Annotated in this window: 16 protein-coding genes; 8 read left to right on the forward strand and 8 right to left on the reverse strand. The window is 42.5% G+C overall.

The window, feature by feature from the left end; translation table 11 throughout:
• The first annotated feature begins 67 nt into the window (after positions 1–67).
• A complete protein-coding gene (locus I3249_RS10390; protein WP_238069897.1) occupies positions 68–1078 on the forward strand; it encodes a copper resistance protein B in 1011 nt (336 codons plus the stop codon).
• A 43-nt stretch (positions 1079–1121) separates the two neighbouring features.
• Entirely contained in the window at positions 1122–1589 is a 468-nt protein-coding gene (locus I3249_RS10395) for a DUF305 domain-containing protein (RefSeq protein WP_238069898.1), read from the forward strand.
• Between the two features lie 35 nt (positions 1590–1624).
• On the opposite strand, the gene I3249_RS10400 is transcribed toward I3249_RS10395, so the two are convergent.
• On the reverse strand, positions 1625–1846 hold the full coding sequence (locus I3249_RS10400; protein WP_238069899.1) for a hypothetical protein: 222 nt from the start codon (positions 1844–1846) through the stop codon (positions 1625–1627).
• A gap of 171 nt (positions 1847–2017) precedes the next feature.
• A complete protein-coding gene (locus tag I3249_RS10405; RefSeq protein WP_238069934.1) occupies positions 2018–3145 on the reverse strand; it encodes an alkene reductase in 1128 nt (375 codons plus the stop codon).
• 186 nt (positions 3146–3331) lie between these two features.
• Between I3249_RS10405 and I3249_RS10410 the strand changes: the two genes are divergently transcribed.
• The gene (locus I3249_RS10410; protein WP_238069900.1) at positions 3332–4216 is read left to right on the forward strand and encodes a LysR family transcriptional regulator; all 885 of its coding nucleotides are present in this window, start codon (positions 3332–3334) and stop codon (positions 4214–4216) included.
• A 231-nt stretch (positions 4217–4447) separates the two neighbouring features.
• Here the strand turns inward: I3249_RS10410 and I3249_RS10415 are convergent, their stop codons facing one another.
• Entirely contained in the window at positions 4448–5275 is an 828-nt protein-coding gene (locus I3249_RS10415; protein ID WP_238069901.1) for a class III extradiol ring-cleavage dioxygenase, read from the reverse strand.
• Between the two features lie 88 nt (positions 5276–5363).
• Entirely contained in the window at positions 5364–5810 is a 447-nt protein-coding gene (locus I3249_RS10420; protein WP_238069902.1) for a DoxX family protein, read from the reverse strand.
• A 161-nt stretch (positions 5811–5971) separates the two neighbouring features.
• Between I3249_RS10420 and I3249_RS10425 the strand changes: the two genes are divergently transcribed.
• Positions 5972–6880 carry a LysR family transcriptional regulator gene (locus I3249_RS10425; RefSeq protein ID WP_238069903.1) on the forward strand — a complete coding sequence of 303 codons (909 nt, stop codon included), beginning with the start codon at positions 5972–5974 and terminating at the stop codon, positions 6878–6880.
• A gap of 89 nt (positions 6881–6969) precedes the next feature.
• On the opposite strand, the gene I3249_RS10430 is transcribed toward I3249_RS10425, so the two are convergent.
• Positions 6970–7683 carry a hypothetical protein gene (locus tag I3249_RS10430; protein ID WP_238069904.1) on the reverse strand — a complete coding sequence of 238 codons (714 nt, stop codon included), beginning with the start codon at positions 7681–7683 and terminating at the stop codon, positions 6970–6972.
• Positions 7684–8119: 436 nt separating this feature from the next.
• Between I3249_RS10430 and I3249_RS10435 the strand changes: the two genes are divergently transcribed.
• Together I3249_RS10435 and cueR are read left to right on the forward strand one after the other, a co-directional pair.
• Positions 8120–10597 carry a heavy metal translocating P-type ATPase gene (locus I3249_RS10435; RefSeq protein WP_238069905.1) on the forward strand — a complete coding sequence of 826 codons (2478 nt, stop codon included), beginning with the start codon at positions 8120–8122 and terminating at the stop codon, positions 10595–10597.
• 76 nt (positions 10598–10673) lie between these two features.
• Positions 10674–11066, forward strand: a complete 393-nt coding sequence (gene cueR, locus I3249_RS10440) for a Cu(I)-responsive transcriptional regulator (protein ID WP_197101096.1) — start codon at positions 10674–10676, stop codon at positions 11064–11066.
• Positions 11067–11293: 227 nt separating this feature from the next.
• Here the strand turns inward: cueR and I3249_RS10445 are convergent, their stop codons facing one another.
• The 3 genes from I3249_RS10445 to I3249_RS10455 form a co-directional block, all read right to left on the reverse strand.
• The gene (locus tag I3249_RS10445) at positions 11294–11875 is read right to left on the reverse strand and encodes a hypothetical protein (protein ID WP_238069906.1); all 582 of its coding nucleotides are present in this window, start codon (positions 11873–11875) and stop codon (positions 11294–11296) included.
• A gap of 123 nt (positions 11876–11998) precedes the next feature.
• On the reverse strand, positions 11999–12307 hold the full coding sequence (locus I3249_RS10450; RefSeq protein WP_238069907.1) for a DUF1272 domain-containing protein: 309 nt from the start codon (positions 12305–12307) through the stop codon (positions 11999–12001).
• Between the two features lie 315 nt (positions 12308–12622).
• Entirely contained in the window at positions 12623–13534 is a 912-nt protein-coding gene (locus I3249_RS10455) for a LysR family transcriptional regulator (protein ID WP_238069908.1), read from the reverse strand.
• Between the two features lie 464 nt (positions 13535–13998).
• Here I3249_RS10455 and I3249_RS10460 point away from each other — a divergent pair, with 464 nt between their 5' ends.
• Positions 13999–14676 carry a glutathione S-transferase family protein gene (locus I3249_RS10460; protein ID WP_238069909.1) on the forward strand — a complete coding sequence of 226 codons (678 nt, stop codon included), beginning with the start codon at positions 13999–14001 and terminating at the stop codon, positions 14674–14676.
• 118 nt (positions 14677–14794) lie between these two features.
• Positions 14795–15922, forward strand: a complete 1128-nt coding sequence (locus tag I3249_RS10465) for a zinc-binding dehydrogenase (protein WP_238069910.1) — start codon at positions 14795–14797, stop codon at positions 15920–15922.
• Positions 15923–16243: the final 321 nt, after the last annotated feature.

Below are 16243 nucleotides of genomic sequence, written 5' to 3' on the forward strand. Positions count from 1 at the left end.
CACATGGAAGCCGGTATGTTCCGAGAAGTTGCCGTCGTTTAACAAACCTTCAAATATGAGGCTTATTATGAAAATATTTAAGAAAAATCTGCCATTCATTGGTTTGTCATCGCTAGTCTTGCTCACATCACCTTTTGCAATAGCTGCTGAGATGTCGAGTATGGACCACAGCGGCATGGATATGTCAGGCGATATGTCTGATATGGACCACAGCGGCATGGATATGTCAGGTGGTATGTCTGATATGGATCACAGTGGCATGGATATGTCAGGTGGTATGTCTGATATGGATCACAGTGGCATGGATATGTCGGGTGATATGTCTGGTATGGATCACAGTGGCATGGATATGTCAGGGATGCAAGGTGGGCAGCCACCAGCCGATGCTCGCAGTCCAGACTATTCAAATGGGGTTCCATACGGGCAGTATGGTAAGCCCATGATGATGGGCAGCATGCCATTATGGGGAGTCTCAGTAGACGACTTGGGCTATCAGTTTGACGAAGATCAAATCAACTTCGAGGCGACGGGTTGGTACGGTACTGATAGCAATCGTATAAGACTACGCACGGAAGGTAGTGCTCATACTAAAGATGATAGAGAAATCGATAGCTTAAGCTCCCTTGCTTATTGGAAACCACTGAGCATTTTCTGGAATGGTGAAGCTGGTGTCGCTTACGATACTGAAAACGATAACGCTGCCATAATGGCAGGTATTGTCGGTACCGCGCCTTATTTTATCGAAACGGATGCGAGAGCCTACTTATATACCGATGGTCAGCTTCGTCTTGATTTGGGCGCAGAGTACGAATGGCGTTTGGATCAACATTGGGTTGTCATACCGGAGGTTGGACTGACAGCCTTTAGTAAAGATGACCATGATAATGGTATTACCAAGGGCTTTAATGAGATGGAAACTGAGGTCAGGCTGACTTACGAAACGTTCAATCGCCAGCTAGCCCCTTATGTGGGTGTTAGTTATGAGACAGCGCTTGGCAAGGCTCGTGGCCAACGACGTCAAGAAAATGAATCAGTTGATAGCAATAGTTTGACTGCGGGGGTTAAATTCTGGTTTTAACTGTCTACCCATTTTAATTTAACAAAACAATGGAGGTCATATCATGGAAGCTGCTAAGCAAAAAAATATGAACCCTTATGTAAAATTTACCTTAATGATTCTGACATCGACTGTCATCATGTATATCATGATGTACTTCAATACCTACCAGTGGGATCACATTTACTTTAGTGAAACCCGAGCTTATATGGCGCTATACATGGGTGCCGTTATGGCAGTGGTCATGTTGGCATTTATGACCAATATGTATAAGAAGACCAAGGTCAATTTGATGATCTATGGTCTAAGTGTATTGATGTTTGCAGTTGGTATCTGGGGCGTTAGATCTCAAGCGACTGTCGATCAAGTCGATTGGATGCAGGCGATGATACCGCATCACTCGATTGCCATTCTCACCAGTAGCCGCGCTGATATTGAAGATCCGCGTGTGCAACAGCTTGCTGATGATATTATAAAAGCACAAAAACGTGAAATCGCTGAGATGAAGCAGTTGATTGATGAGCTTGAATAAGAGAATGGTGTACCAGTGAACGCTGCGAAAAGCGATTACTTTTTTCTGTTCAGACGCTCAATGACCCAGCCTGCTAGTGGGAAAGACACCAACTGTGTCAGTGGAACAAGTATTATCGTTTCAATTAATACCACCACTGGCAGGCTTAATCCTTGGGTCACAGGCTTCAATAACGTCAATACGATTAGGAGCGTTGGATAAAGTCCGACATATCCTATCAATATGCGTATAAGTCTGTCTTTGGAATTCTGATTCATTGCCTACTACCTATTGATAAAACGATAAAAGAAAAACCTTTAAGCGACAAAAACAATAATTGTCGCTTAAAGATTGACTGTCTGTGAATATCCAACAAGTCACAAATTTATAAATGAAAATAAGGCCATTAGTATTAATGGCCTTATCTCAGTCACTGTTTATATACTTTGCTATTCTTGATAGTAAGGATAATCACTGTAGCCCACATCAGTACCACCATACATCGTGGTAGGATCTACTTCATTCAATGGCCAGTTATTGGCAATACGCTCTGGCAGATCAGGATTGGCGATAAAAGGACGACCAAACGCGAATAAATTACCGTAGCCTTTTTCTAAAATGTTCACAGCTTTTTGTACCGTGTATTTGCCAGCATAAATAATACGGCCTGAAAATTCTTCTCTGACTGCTTGATAAAAAGTGTCTGGTAAATCAGGCGCATTATCCCAATCAGCTTCTGCAATGGACAAATAAGCAATACCCGCTTGCTCAAGGACTTTAATCGCCTCAATATACGTATGATGGGGATCTGACTCTACCAAGCCTAAATACACACGCGTCTCATCCGTACTCGCAAATAATGGCGCAAAGCGTACGCCTAAACGATCAGCACCCACCACATCACTGACAGCAGCCACGATTTCTTTTAAGAAACGCAGACGATTGGTTAACGACCCACCATATTGGTCATCACGTGTGTTGCTATGTTCAGAGATAAACTGATTGACCAAATAACCGTTAGCACAATGCAGCTCTACCCCATCAAAACCCGCCTCCAATGCATTGCGCGCAGCGGCCGCATACATACTTACCAGTTCACCAACTTCATCGGTACTGAGTGCACGCGGCGCGCTTGGATCGGCCAATGCACCTTCACCCGGACCTGTTTCAATAAATACTTTGACATTATCAGCAGTAATATCAGACGGCCCTACCGGCTGAGCACCATTAGGCTGCAAGCTGGTGTGCGACACACGGCCTACGTGCCAAAGCTGAGCAAAAATAATACCGCCTTTGTCATGTACTGCTTGCGTGACTTTTTTCCAACCTTCAACTTGGGCTGGTGAATGAATACCTGGCGTCCAAGCATAACCTTGACCTCTTGGCTCAATCTGCGTACCTTCCGTCACCATAAAGCCTGCTGTCGCACGCTGTGCATAATAGCTGGCCATTAAGTCATTAGGGATATTGTCAGGTTGCGTGCTACGAGAGCGTGTCAATGGCGGCATGACAATACGGTTGTTGAGCGTATAAGGCCCAAGTGCTACAGAGGAAAATAATGTCTTTGTATCTGGAATAGTTTGTGTCATAAGTGTCTCTTTTAAAGCAGCTGATGGCTTATTATTGAATGTATTGAGCCTGTTTTAATGCTTAATAGCTCATTTAGTGGCTACTTAAGCAATGTTGGTCAGCATAGCGTTTTGCAGGTACAATTAGAAACAACCAGTTATTGTTTAAGATACAATTATTAATGGTATGAAATTATGAATGGTATGAATCGGCTCGATATCAAGCAACTTAGAGTATTGCAGGCGCTACTTGATCTAAAAAACTTGTCGCAAGTCGCACGCAAAATGGGGCTGACCCAACAAGCCATCAGTGAGCAGTTACGCAAGTTACGTGAGGTGTTTGATGATCGTTTGTTTATTCGTCAAGGCAATAGCATGGTGGCAACACCAAAAGCGCTATCGATGCAGCAACCTATTGACCATATATTAAAGCAGTTGGAAGATTTGTTAGAGCCAGAGATTTTTATGCCGCACACATACAAAGGCATATTTACGATTAGTGCGACTGACTATGCGACGCAGGCATTATTACCGCAATTGTTTAATATTACGCGACGCAACGCACCAGATTTGAAGTTAATCGTACGTGATTTTGCCTCAGACAATATCAATCAGCTGATTGCAGCAGGCGAGCTTGATTTGTTGATTACCTTCCCTGAATTTATCCCTGATAACTTATCATATGTGACTTTATTTGAAGAGCAACATTTATGCGTGACGGGTTGTGAAAACACCTTTGCCACAGAGCCATTGACGCTGTCGCAAGTGGCTGCACACGCGCAGCTAGTCGTGTCACCCTCGCGTGCTAATTTACGCGGCTCTCATGATCAATGGTTTGCAGAAAAAGGTCTAAAACGAAATATTGTGATGTCGGTTCCTAGCTTTTCGGCTGTACCAGATATTTTGCACACGACTGACATGATTGCGTTTTATCCTTCGCGATTATTGCCGAGCAGTAAGGTCAAAGAGCTTAAAGTTGAAGCATTGCCGCCTACTTTTAAGGTCATCGCAGCATGGCATCCACGTACTGCTGACAGTGGCATACATCGTTGGTTAATCGAGCAATTACGAAATCTATAATAATTGACTTAGCTATAGCCAACTTTGAAACGACATCGAACATTCTTAAACTTGAGCTTGACGGAAATAATGTAGTGGCAAAATATATCAAATAAGAGATAACATCTCTTATTTGATATATTGTTAATAACTGCTCTATCAACCTAAAACAACCTTTGATTCTGAGATTCAAAGGTTGTTTTATTTTTGACAATTACGCTGAAACACTGTGATCTATGCTTTTTAGAATACTTACCCAAACTGAAAAGCTGACAATTGCGTTTTTAGCACTTGCTGGGAGTAAGTCTTGTGGCCTTTATCACGTCCTGCTGCACCCACCGCTATCATAAGCGGTAACAAATGCTCTTCTGCCCCTAACGGATGTGAGTCAAGCGCATGAGGAGCATTTTTCCAATTAGCCAAGGCCGTGAGTCGTTTATTCGAATCTGCTGATTCTACAGTATTCGTTAGCCATTCATCAAAACGCTCTGACGGTTCAGTAAAACTGGTATCGCCATAACCGCGCATATTATGAAAGCTCATGCCGCTACCGATGATTAGCACACCCTCTGTACGCAATGACGCCAATGCCTGACCAGCAGCCAAATGCGCTTGTGGGTCTAAATCATGACGCAGGGATAGTTGGACCACTGGAATATCTGCCTCAGGGAACATTAGCTTGAGCGGTATAAATACCCCGTGATCAAACCCACGCTCCGCATCTTGTTTATTGCTTACCCCTGCCTCTGTCAGTAGACTACTGACTTTCTCCGCCAATGCTGGCGCGCCTGAGGCTGGATAAGTCAAACTATAAGTATGTTCAGGAAAGCCATAATAATCATAAATGAGATCAGGTTGCTTGCCAGCGGTGATACTAAATTCAGCTGTCTGCCAATGCGCACTAATGATTAAGATAGCCTTTGGTCGCTCAGGCAAACGAGCAGAAATGCTCTTTAAAAACGTTGCCATCTCATACCACGTATCCGCTGGTTGCCAATCCATGAAAAAGCACGGCCCTGCACCATGCGGTATAAACAGTACAGGCTGGCTAACTGACTCATTAGATAAAAGTGTTGTCATGGCTTTCTCCTTGTTGCTTGTCTTAAATGGCTATTTTCAAACAGCTTTATTCACGAAAATTGAATAAAGCTATTTACAACTATAAAACCTATCCTAATTTTTCTGATAATACTTTATCCATACTGAGGGAGCCGCCACCTTGAATAGCTAGGGCAAGCGTAGCTACCATCAATGTTAGCGCGTATTCATAACCGCCATTATCAGCAAATAGCCCATTACTGATATGGACAGAAAAAATAGCCACTAACATGGTAAAGGCTGCGGCTAAAGCAGCTGGTCTGGTTAACAAACCTAATACCAGAGCCAGACCACCGAAGAACTCAGCACCACCTGCTAGTATCGCCATTAAGTAACCCGGCTCCATACCCATACTGCTTAACCATTGAGCCGTACCTGCCAATCCATTGCCACCAAACCAGCCAAACAACTTTTGGGCGCCATGAGCAGCTAAAATTAAGCCAACGGGTACCCGAAGCACTAAGGCCGCCACTCCAGCTTTTGATGTCAAAATAGTATCTAATAGTGATGATTTCATTGATGCTTACTCCATAACGTATGATTAGAATAAATAGTGTCGAAAATGATATAGGCACACTTTACTATCAACGCTATAAAAGAGTAAGATCAGTTATATTGAATAATTATCAACATAATATTTATAATAGATTTGATATCGAGAGAATTATAGGGACAGATATGGATAGAATCGATGCCATGCGTGCTTTTGTCGCGGTAGTGACAGAAGGCAGCTTTAGTAAAGCGGCTATTACGATGCAGCTCTCGCCGCAGCTAGTAAGCAAATATGTGGCAAAGCTAGAGGAGGAACTACATACTCGCCTGCTCAACCGTACTACACGCAAAGTCAGCCTGACAGAAGCTGGCAGTCAATACTTTACGCACGCGCAGCAGATTTTATTGAGTATTGATGAGATGGCATCGCAGTTAGGCGGCTTACAGCAGCATCCCAAAGGCGTCCTGCGCATCAGTGCGCCCGTCTCCTTTGCCTTAAAACATATGGCAAAACTCATCACTGATTTTCAGGAGCGCTATCCGTCAGTTACCGTTGATCTGCAGTTGAGTGATCGAAAAGTAGATATCGTTGAAGAAGGGTTTGATATTGCCCTGCGTATCGGACAGCTCCAAAGCTCATCGCTTATCGCCAAGCAGATTGCTCCGATTCGCGTGGTATTATGCGCCTCGCCCGAGTACCTCAAAAATCATGGCACCCCTAAGCAACTTGAGGATCTAGAGTCGCATCGCTATTTGCATTATAGCTATATGAATGTAGAAACTAAGGGTCAAATCTACAAATACCTAAAGACCAAACAATTCAAAGAACGTAGCGTTTTCCATAGTAATAATGGCGATGTACTCGTTGAAGCAGCTATTGCAGGCGGAGGATTGATATTACAGCCGACTTTCATTGCTAGCGAAGCATTAAGTACTGGTAAGTTGGTTGTAGTGTTGCCAGAATATGAACCTAGCCCTTTGGGGTTGTATGCAGTCTATGCCCATAGAAAACTACTACCTCACAAAGTCAGATGCTTTATCGACTTTATGAACAACTACTATGGCACGCCGCCGTACTGGGATGAGAATATATAGCTCTAAACATAGAGACATAAAAAAACTACGATACATCATGTATCGTAGCTTTCGGTTCAAGCAAACTTAAGCAAGCGCTGATTTAATAATCAGATCCAACCTTCTTCTAACAGGTGCTCAGTATTGCTGATTTTAAAATTATTGCATAAGTCATAGAATGCCATTGGGTCTTCAACATTATCGAGCAATTCTCTTTTATGCAGTGCCACAAATAACGCTAACGCATACGCTGCACTATGGATAGATTTTTTAGGATTAAAGGTAATATCAGTGAAGCCCTGATATTGAATCACTTCTTCATGCAGCTGAGGGTTTTGCTTGAGCGCATTCACATACAACCAATCATAAAATGTTGTTAACGGCTCTACGCCCCATTCCATACCAAAGTAATTGTAGCCAATGAGCTCGCCCGAGGTCATCAATCGCTCATCCTTTCTGGCTTGTCTTGGTGGCGCGGTAAGCAAATCCGTATAAGGACCACCATCTTCAAAAACCATACTGGCTTGAAAAGCATTTTCGACACTATATGGACTGCTATCATGCTCATCAGTAATTTTTAAACTAAACGGACTTAGCGGAAAACTCAGTTTATTACCAGATTTACTAGACAGCTCTAGCACGTGCTTAAATCCATACTTTTTACGAATGACTTGTTGTAAGTCATTGATGGATTTTTTCTTTTGTTTGGTCGCAAATCCCACATGTCGCTCAAACATAACCATATCCGTTTTTACCAAATTGTCACTGTTGACTTTGGGCATGAATACGGGTCTTTGTTCTATCGTATTTGGTACTTCTTCCATAGTGATGTGCCTTAATATCAATGGTTTTGTATAAATATTTTGTGTTAACGGTGCTGATACCACCTGCTGTTGACGGTGTACTCTGTCATTGCTAGCAGCATTTCTTATTATTGTTGTTTTATTCGCTAGCAGCCAAATACAGTGAATTGATCGAAAGCTATCGAGAGTTATCGAACCCTATCAGCGCTCGCTGGGCAGTTTATCTTATTATCAGTCATTTATCCTGCCCTATTTTAGAATTAATGCCGCCACACCTTCAACAATAAACCATAATCGAGCTATTTTAAGCTTAACAACGAATATAGAACGCTACTATAAACGGGTTTAAAAGTATTTAAAGAAATACGCTTGACCTTACCATGATGTCAACCTATATGCTGTCGCTATAGATTTGAAAATAAGATTAAAAATATAGTTAAAAACGACAGAGGTTGTTATGAAAACAAAAAACATTAAAACTCCTACTTATCATGAAGTGCTGAGCATTGAAGGCATGAGTTGCGCCTCTTGTGTTGGACGTATCGAAAAACAATTAAAAAATATTGAGCACGTTGAAAACGCCGAGGTAAATCTTGCGACTGAAAAGGCGACTGTTTATTCATCGCAGCCTGTAGATGTAGCCCAGTTAAACAAAGCGGTAGAGCGTGCAGGCTATAAAGTGACTGAAACCAAGCCTATCGAGCTATCCATAGAAGGCATGAGCTGTGCCTCTTGCGTTGGACGAGTAGAAAAATCCTTAGCCAAAGTCGCTGGCGTGCAACAAGCCACGGTAAACCTTGCGACTGAACGCGCTTGGATTAAAGACGATGCACAAATACAAACAAGTGACTTAATTGAGGCCGTTAAAAAAGCGGGCTACGAGGCCAAACTGGTAGAACAAGATCAAAGTGATCGACAAGATAAAAAAGCCTCAGAGCAAAATCGGCTTAAACGAGATTTAGGGCTTTCTGCGCTGTTGTCATTTCCCGTATTCATTTTAGCAATGGGCTCGCATATGATTCCCGCCTTTCATATGTGGGTGGTGAATAACCTCGGCACTCAGCAAAGTTGGCTGATACAGTTTGTTTTGACCACATTGGTACTACTCTTTCCAGGCCGACGCTTTTATCAAAAAGGCGTGCCAGCCTTATTGCGTTTTGCGCCAGATATGAATTCGCTAGTGGCGATTGGTACTATCGCAGCATATGGCTTTTCTCTCATAGCGACCTTTATCCCGCAAGCGCTACCTGAAGACACGGTGCACGTCTATTACGAAGCCGCTGCCATGATTGTGAGCTTGATATTATTAGGTCGTTATTTTGAAGCAAAGGCCAAAGGACGTACTTCTGGGGCCATTCAGCATTTAGTGGGCATGCAGGCAAAAACCGCCCGTGTACAGCAAGATGGCAAGGTCATTGAAGTCCCTGTAGAAAATGTCACTGCAAAAATGATCGTTGAGATTCGTCCAGGCGAGCGTGTGCCCATCGATGGCGAAGTCGTTGACGGTCACAGTTATATTGACGAATCGATGATTACTGGTGAACCTGTCCCTATGAAAAAACAAGCCGGCGATCAAGTGGTCGGCGGTACTATCAATCAAAACGGTACCGTGAATATTCGAGCAACGGCCATTGGTGAAGATTCTGTATTAGCGCAAATCATTCGTATGGTAGAACAAGCCCAAGGCTCTAAATTACCGATTCAAGCATTGGTGGATAAAGTCACCATGTGGTTTGTACCAGCAGTGATGTTTTTATCAGCATTGACTTTTATCGTTTGGTTGATTTTTGGTCCTGACCCTGCCTTAACCTTTGGCTTAATCAATGCGGTTGCCGTGCTCATTGTGGCCTGCCCTTGTGCAATGGGATTGGCCACTCCCACCTCTATTATGGTCGGTACGGGACGTGGTGCAGAATTAGGTGTGCTATTCCGTAAAGGTGAAGCGCTACAAATGCTTCAGGATGTGAGCGTAGTGGCCGTTGATAAAACAGGCACATTGACTGAAGGCAAACCTACGTTGACAGATTTTCAAGTCCAACAAGGGTTTGAGAAAGAACAGGTCTTACGTGTGATGGCATCGGTTGAAGCAAAGTCTGAGCATCCCATTGCCTTAGCCATTGTACAAGCCGCAGAACAACAGAATATTCAACTGCTACCTATCACTGACTTTGAGGCGATGACAGGTTTGGGTATTCAAGCAAACGTGGCGGGCCAAGTGATTGACATTGGCGCAGATCGTTATATGCAGCAATTAGGGCTTGATGTTGCGCCTTTTGAACAAGATGCGCTACGTTTGGGGCAAGAAGGTAAAACCCCACTCTATGTCTCTATTGACCAGCAATTAGCTGCTATCATCGCCGTTGCAGATCCTATTAAAGAGACGACTCATGCCGCCATCGCCGCACTACATCAGTTAGGCTTAAAGGTAGCCATGATTACAGGTGATAATCGCCATACCGCCCAAGCGATTGCCGCAACATTAAATATCGATCAGGTAGTGGCAGAAGTATTACCTGAAGGAAAAGTGGATGCAGTACGCCAGTTGCAAGAACAATATGGCCGAGTGGCATTTGTTGGTGACGGTATCAATGATGCCCCTGCATTGGCTCAATCCGATGTTGGATTGGCCATAGGTACAGGCACAGATGTGGCGATTGAGGCGGCTGAAGTGGTGCTAATGTCAGGTAGTCTGCAAGGCGTGCCTACCGCGATTGCCTTGAGTAAAGCCACCATCAGTAATATCAGACAAAATCTGGCTTGGGCATTTATTTACAATGTTGCCTTGATTCCGATTGCCGCAGGTGTCTTGTATCCCGCCTTTGGTATCCTGCTCTCACCCATTTTTGCGGCAGGCGCAATGGCGCTATCTTCTGTTTTTGTCTTAGGTAATGCGTTACGTCTCAAGTATTTCAAAGCAACTGTCATTACAGAGTGAATATAGAATCGTAAAGGATATCCATATAGGGTTTAAACATTAATGCTTAAGCCCTTTCTAGGTTAGGAGGAAAAATATGAATATTGGTCAAGCATCAAAGCAATCAGGTATCTCTACCAAAATGATTCGTTACTATGAGCAGATTGGCTTGCTAGAAACCGTAAATCGCTCAAATTCAGGTTATCGCTTGTATTCTAAAGACGATATCGACGACTTATGCTTTTTAAGACATTCTCGTGACTTAGGATTCTCATCTAAGCAAATGAAAGAGTTACTGTATTTGCGCAAAAATGCCAACCGTCAGAGTGCAGATGTTAAGCAACTGACACAAGAGCATATCGAAACGTTAAACCAAAAAATTGCCCAATTGCAAGAGATGGTCAATTCGCTACAGAACTCTTTTGATCATTGTGCAGGCGATGATAATGCAGACTGCGCTATTCTGGATGATCTTGGGCAAGCTAAATAGAGCTCTTAACGAGCATCTCCTAATGTAGAAGGCGTTAAAATGTCAGGTCATGCTGTTTTGCACAACTAAAATAAAAGTAAATATTCATACTGTTCAAGTATTGACGGTCAGCTTAGTGCCCATAGTAGTCGGTGGTAACACAGTCATAAGTTGTGAGTATTATCTGGCTCAAATGTGTAGTGAAGCAGAACCGAGAAAACTGTTAGCAGTTCCGCTTCAAATGCTTGTTATATCCCGTCTTTAATAGACTCTACTTGTGTGTTTAATATATTCCGCATCATTATAAGCGAGAACTTTACGCCATCTTTTTCGGAAAGAATCTCGCTTAAATATATTTTTTTATCATCATATTGTTCTGGAAAATTGATACTTATATATGTCATTTTTTTCTTCTCAGCTTCCCAAAATCTATACTTTATTTCGGTATGACCAGCGTACTTTTGGAGAAAGCGATCAATGGTTAACCCTTCTTTTTGCCAATTTACTAAGCCTTTTGTTAACCAAACCTCATTCCAACTCTCAAACAAGGGAAAGTGAGCAAAAGTATTTCTAATAAATTTAAACAATGGGCCACCAATTTCAGATTCCATTGGAGGTCTTTGTTTCTTAATTGCCTCAAGAACATACTTAAAGGGCTCATAAGCTAGTAACTCTGCATAAACTGAAAATAGGTTAATCACTTTGCTAAAACGATACCAGTCTTCTTGTTCCCAAAATGAGTCTTCAATTATTTCATCGGCAAGATCATAAAACCTATTGTAAGCAAGGCTTAAAAAAACTTCTTCTTGTGATGTAGGTCGCAAATTCATGAAAGAGAACTCCTAGAAACATAACGCCGGGTTAAACTGCAAAAAACGTGTGTTAGCATTTTGAGCGAAGCCGAACCAACTTTTTTATTTCCGTTTAAACTGCTTGTTATATAAATGTATTAATCATCGATCTTCAGGTTTTGTGTGTTTAACTTTTGCTGAGAACTCTTTAAGTTCTTCAATGCTATATTTGGTATGTACTCTTTCAATTGAAGGAGGCTGATGGTTGATACTTAAACCTATACGTCTAGCCATTTTAGGTCGAATAGTTCGAGGAACAAAACCACCGCCACAATTTGGGCATACATTTTCTAGTATTTCATTTACACATGTGACGCAAAAAGTGCATTCGTATGTGCAAATCATTGCTTCGGTAGAATCTGGTACTAAGTCTTTATCACAACATTCACAATTAGGTCTAATTTCCAGCATATATCAACTCCATTTTAATTCACCTAGGGCTTAATTCTTGGGTTGCAGAGCGCAATTCGTGTTGCAGCCCATAGCAGTTACTTGTCATATTTTGATGCCTACCAATTAATGATTAATGGCAAAACTGGTCGTAAGTCTTCAGATAATCCACTACGCTTATTATCAGGAGATCTCAACTTTCTTGCTAGCCCATTATTCGATTCTTTACTATCACGTACGTATAGTATTTCGAGAATTTTAGCCCGCGCCTATGCGGATTAGACTAGCAGAAAATCTAACTAGTATGAATTGATTATAAAATGTCTGCTTAGGCTATTATTTTATACTTCCTACTTTTATCCTCTCAACCAAGAAATCGACGGCGGCTTTTACTTTTGGTACTAGATAGCGCTGCTTTTGATACAGCAAATATACAGCCATATCAGCATGCTGCGTGATTGCTAATGGATGCTCAAATTTAATCTCTTTTAATGCGCTTGACTCAAGATATGAGGATAGTGCCCATCGAGTGGACATCAAAACCCCTTCACCATCACAAGCCTTTTTGGCAAGCCATGGTCCATTGTTTGAAATTGCCACTGCAGGTCCTGAGACATCATGCCACTGATCGTCGACATAGCAGAGCCAAGGCGTTGGCCCGTTTGGGGCTTTAAAATACAGGCCTTTATGTTCCTTTAATTCCATCACATGACTAGGTGCGCCATGCATCTCTAAATAACTGGGCGACGCAACCGGTATAAACCCATTGTCCATTAGCCTAATGGCAAGCACGCGCTCATTTGGCACATAACCACCGCGAATCGCAATGTCGACATCGTCACGTCCTAATGCTGATAGCTCATCACTGAGACTGACATCTAGCACAATCTCTGGATACAACTCACCAAATTCATCCAACAGTGGTAGCAGTATTTTTTCACCAAAACCCACCATAGAGCTGATGCGTAAACGCCCCATTGGCGTCGTTTGATAACTGCGTACTGTTTCTTTGCTTTGCTCGAGCTGATCCAATACTTGCTGCATATCGTCGTAATAGACCTGTCCTACTTCGGTCAATTTAACGATTCGGGTCGAACGCTTTAATAATGTCGCGCCCAAGCTCTTTTCTAAATCAGATACTCGTCTTGACAGTGAGGATGGCGGCACTTTGAATGCACTTGCGGCTTTAGTAAAACTGCCCGTTTCTACGACTTTGCTGAAATACTTGATGGCACGTAATTGATCCAACTGACCTCTCCATTTAAATGAATATTTGAGCATTTTCGCTTTATTATTGTCTTAAAAGCAATAGTGATTCACGTTATTCCTTATATATAACCACATTAAAACCAGTAATAATGTGTTTAACTTAGGGCGTGCTTGATATTCGACCATGGCACTGACAGAGACTATTTTTTAGACAGTTCGACGTTAAAAATAGTAAGTTTAGTCATTCTAAGCGTCTATGTTTTAACAATGAAGTGGCAAAAAATAGTCCTGTCTCCTTCTGTTTATATTGGAGCTGATGCTAAAACTGCCCCATACTGTGTTGTAAATCTAGTTAAGGCACGAGCATTACCGTCGTTTTACGCCTTGTCTGGAACCGTTTTAGCAATCAGCAGTGCCTATTTGTGAATATCAAACACGCCCTAAACGTTGCAATGAAAACACGATTAAAAATAACTTTTACGTCAACAATGGAAGAATGACTTATGATTACTTTGCACGGCTTTGCTGCAAGCAACTATTACAACATCGTAAAACACGCTCTTTTATATAAGGGTATCCCGTTCCAAGAGGACCTTTTGTACGCTGGTAGTGATGATCTGCTGACCGTCAGTCCAGTGGGTAAAGTACCTGCAATCACCATGCCTGAGGGTTTTAATCTGTCAGAATCTAACGTGATTTGTGACTTTTTGGAAGAAACATATCCTGAAAAGCCGCTATATCCTACCGATGCAGCAGAACGCGCGACTGTACGTCAGATTATGAAAATAGCAGAGCTGTATTTTGAGCTACCAAGTCGTCGTCTGATTCCATATGTATTTTCTGGTACTCAAGCACCTAACGCAATCAAAGAGGAAGTTCGTCAAGTATTGGGCCGCGGTATTATTGCTATGAATCGCTTATGTAAATTTTCACCTTGGATTGCAGGCGAGCAATTTACCATGGCTGACATCTATGTGCATTACGTCAACACTATTGTCAACGCTTTTGGAGCGACTCAGCTTGAGTGGGATGTACTGGCAGAAGTGGACGGTATGAAAGAATGGAGCAAAGCCATGAGTGAAACCGACATTGCAAAAAGCGTTCAGGCAGACAGTCAAGCAAACATGCCTGAATTTATGCAACACGTTAAAGCTCAAATCCAAGCCGCAAACGCTAAATAACATATGACAATGTGAGCAATAAAAATTAGCCACATTAAGAAAATTCAATACCCTAAAGAACGGCCAATACCGTAAAGGGATTGGTCTAAAAATCCAACTATTTGCAGGAGCAAACCTTATGACTGACAAAAATATCCAACTGACCTCAACCATCAGCGAAGACAATAAACTAACCTTGGCTCTACAAGAAATTGATATGCCGCAGCCAGGTATCGACGAAGTTGTCGTTCGCATGGAAGCTATGCCATTGAACCCATCTGATTTAGCCGTTCTATTCAGCGTCGCTGATATGTCAACTGCTGCGCAATCAGGCACAGACGAGAACCCAGTTATCACCGCTGACGTGCCAGCTAAGTTCATGCCATCTGTCAAAACTCGCGTTGGCAAAGACACGCCTGTCGGCAATGAAGGTGCTGGTACAGTCGTCGCAGCAGGCTCATCAGAAGCCGCACAAGCACTCATGGGCAAAATGGTTGCAGTGATTGGTGGCGGTACATATCGTCAATACCACTGTGTCAATGTAAGAAGTTGCATAGAAATGCAAGACGGCACGACTGCTACCGAGACCGCATCATCTTTTGTAAACCCGCTCACCTCACTGGCAATGGTCGAAACCATGCGCGCTGAAGGCCACAAAGCCATCGTACATGCAGCAGCCGCTTCTAGCCTTGGTCAAATGCTAAACCGTATCTGTATGGCAGACGGTGTTGATTTGGTGAATATCGTCCGTAAAGACTCGCAAGAAAAGCTATTGCGCGATATGGGCGCAAAATATGTGGTGAACTCAAGCAGCGAGACATTCCTTGCTGATTTGACCGCCGCGATTACTGAAACAGGCGCTACGATTTCGTTTGACCCTATCGGTGGCGGTAAGCTCACCAGCGATATTCTAAACTGTATGGAAGCAGCTATTACTCGTGACGTAGAAGAATACAGCGTCTATGGCTCAAATACCTTTAAACAAGCTTATATTTATGGCGCCTTAGACCGTGGTCCGATCACCTTAAACCGTAACTTTGGTTTTGCGTGGGGTGTGAATGGTTTCTTATTATTCAATGCGCTGGGCAAACTTGGTAGTGAAACGGTTCAGTCCATGCGCAAACGCGTGGCAGAAGAAATCACCACCACCTTTGCGAGCAGCTATACGCATGAAGTGACCCTAGAAGAAGCACTACAGTTAAAATCAATCGCCGCTTATGGCAAACAGGCGACTGGTGAGAAATACTTGATCAAGCCTCAAGTCTAATTGCAAGTTAAAGAACAGTTAAAAAAAGCAGATATCTATGATGTCTGCTTTTTTATGTCTGACTAAAAGTCATCGCCACTTCGTATTTACTCACAATTTGCATAAACTTCATCAGAAAAACCATGCAATATCTATACTCAAACAAGGCAACCAGATGCCAAAAGTAATCAATTAACATTATTACTAAACTTTTGGTTGCATCTACTCCTTATTACGCCTAGTATTTCGTCCCTTTAAATAACTCTATTTCTCAAAATATAGCTGATTCAGTTTGAAAGAGAGACAAGGCAACCAAGCGCAGATGTAACTGTGATATTTCAA

This window comes from Psychrobacter sp. Ps1, assembly GCF_022129425.1.
Classification (GTDB): Bacteria; Pseudomonadota; Gammaproteobacteria; order Pseudomonadales; family Moraxellaceae; genus Psychrobacter.

Coding starts and splice junctions, on each gene's coding strand:
- I3249_RS10390 (WP_238069897.1), top strand. CDS start 68: ATGAAAATATTTAAGAAAAATCTGCCATTCATTGGTTTGTCATCGCTA.
- I3249_RS10395 (WP_238069898.1), top strand. CDS start 1,122: ATGGAAGCTGCTAAGCAAAAAAATATGAACCCTTATGTAAAATTTACC.
- I3249_RS10400 (WP_238069899.1), bottom strand. CDS start 1,846: ATGAATCAGAATTCCAAAGACAGACTTATACGCATATTGATAGGATAT.
- I3249_RS10410 (WP_238069900.1), top strand. CDS start 3,332: ATGAATGGTATGAATCGGCTCGATATCAAGCAACTTAGAGTATTGCAG.
- I3249_RS10415 (WP_238069901.1), bottom strand. CDS start 5,275: ATGACAACACTTTTATCTAATGAGTCAGTTAGCCAGCCTGTACTGTTT.
- I3249_RS10420 (WP_238069902.1), bottom strand. CDS start 5,810: ATGAAATCATCACTATTAGATACTATTTTGACATCAAAAGCTGGAGTG.
- I3249_RS10425 (WP_238069903.1), top strand. CDS start 5,972: ATGGATAGAATCGATGCCATGCGTGCTTTTGTCGCGGTAGTGACAGAA.
- I3249_RS10430 (WP_238069904.1), bottom strand. CDS start 7,683: ATGGAAGAAGTACCAAATACGATAGAACAAAGACCCGTATTCATGCCC.
- I3249_RS10435 (WP_238069905.1), top strand. CDS start 8,120: ATGAAAACAAAAAACATTAAAACTCCTACTTATCATGAAGTGCTGAGC.
- cueR (WP_197101096.1), top strand. CDS start 10,674: ATGAATATTGGTCAAGCATCAAAGCAATCAGGTATCTCTACCAAAATG.
- I3249_RS10445 (WP_238069906.1), bottom strand. CDS start 11,875: ATGAATTTGCGACCTACATCACAAGAAGAAGTTTTTTTAAGCCTTGCT.
- I3249_RS10450 (WP_238069907.1), bottom strand. CDS start 12,307: ATGCTGGAAATTAGACCTAATTGTGAATGTTGTGATAAAGACTTAGTA.
- I3249_RS10460 (WP_238069909.1), top strand. CDS start 13,999: ATGATTACTTTGCACGGCTTTGCTGCAAGCAACTATTACAACATCGTA.
- I3249_RS10465 (WP_238069910.1), top strand. CDS start 14,795: ATGACTGACAAAAATATCCAACTGACCTCAACCATCAGCGAAGACAAT.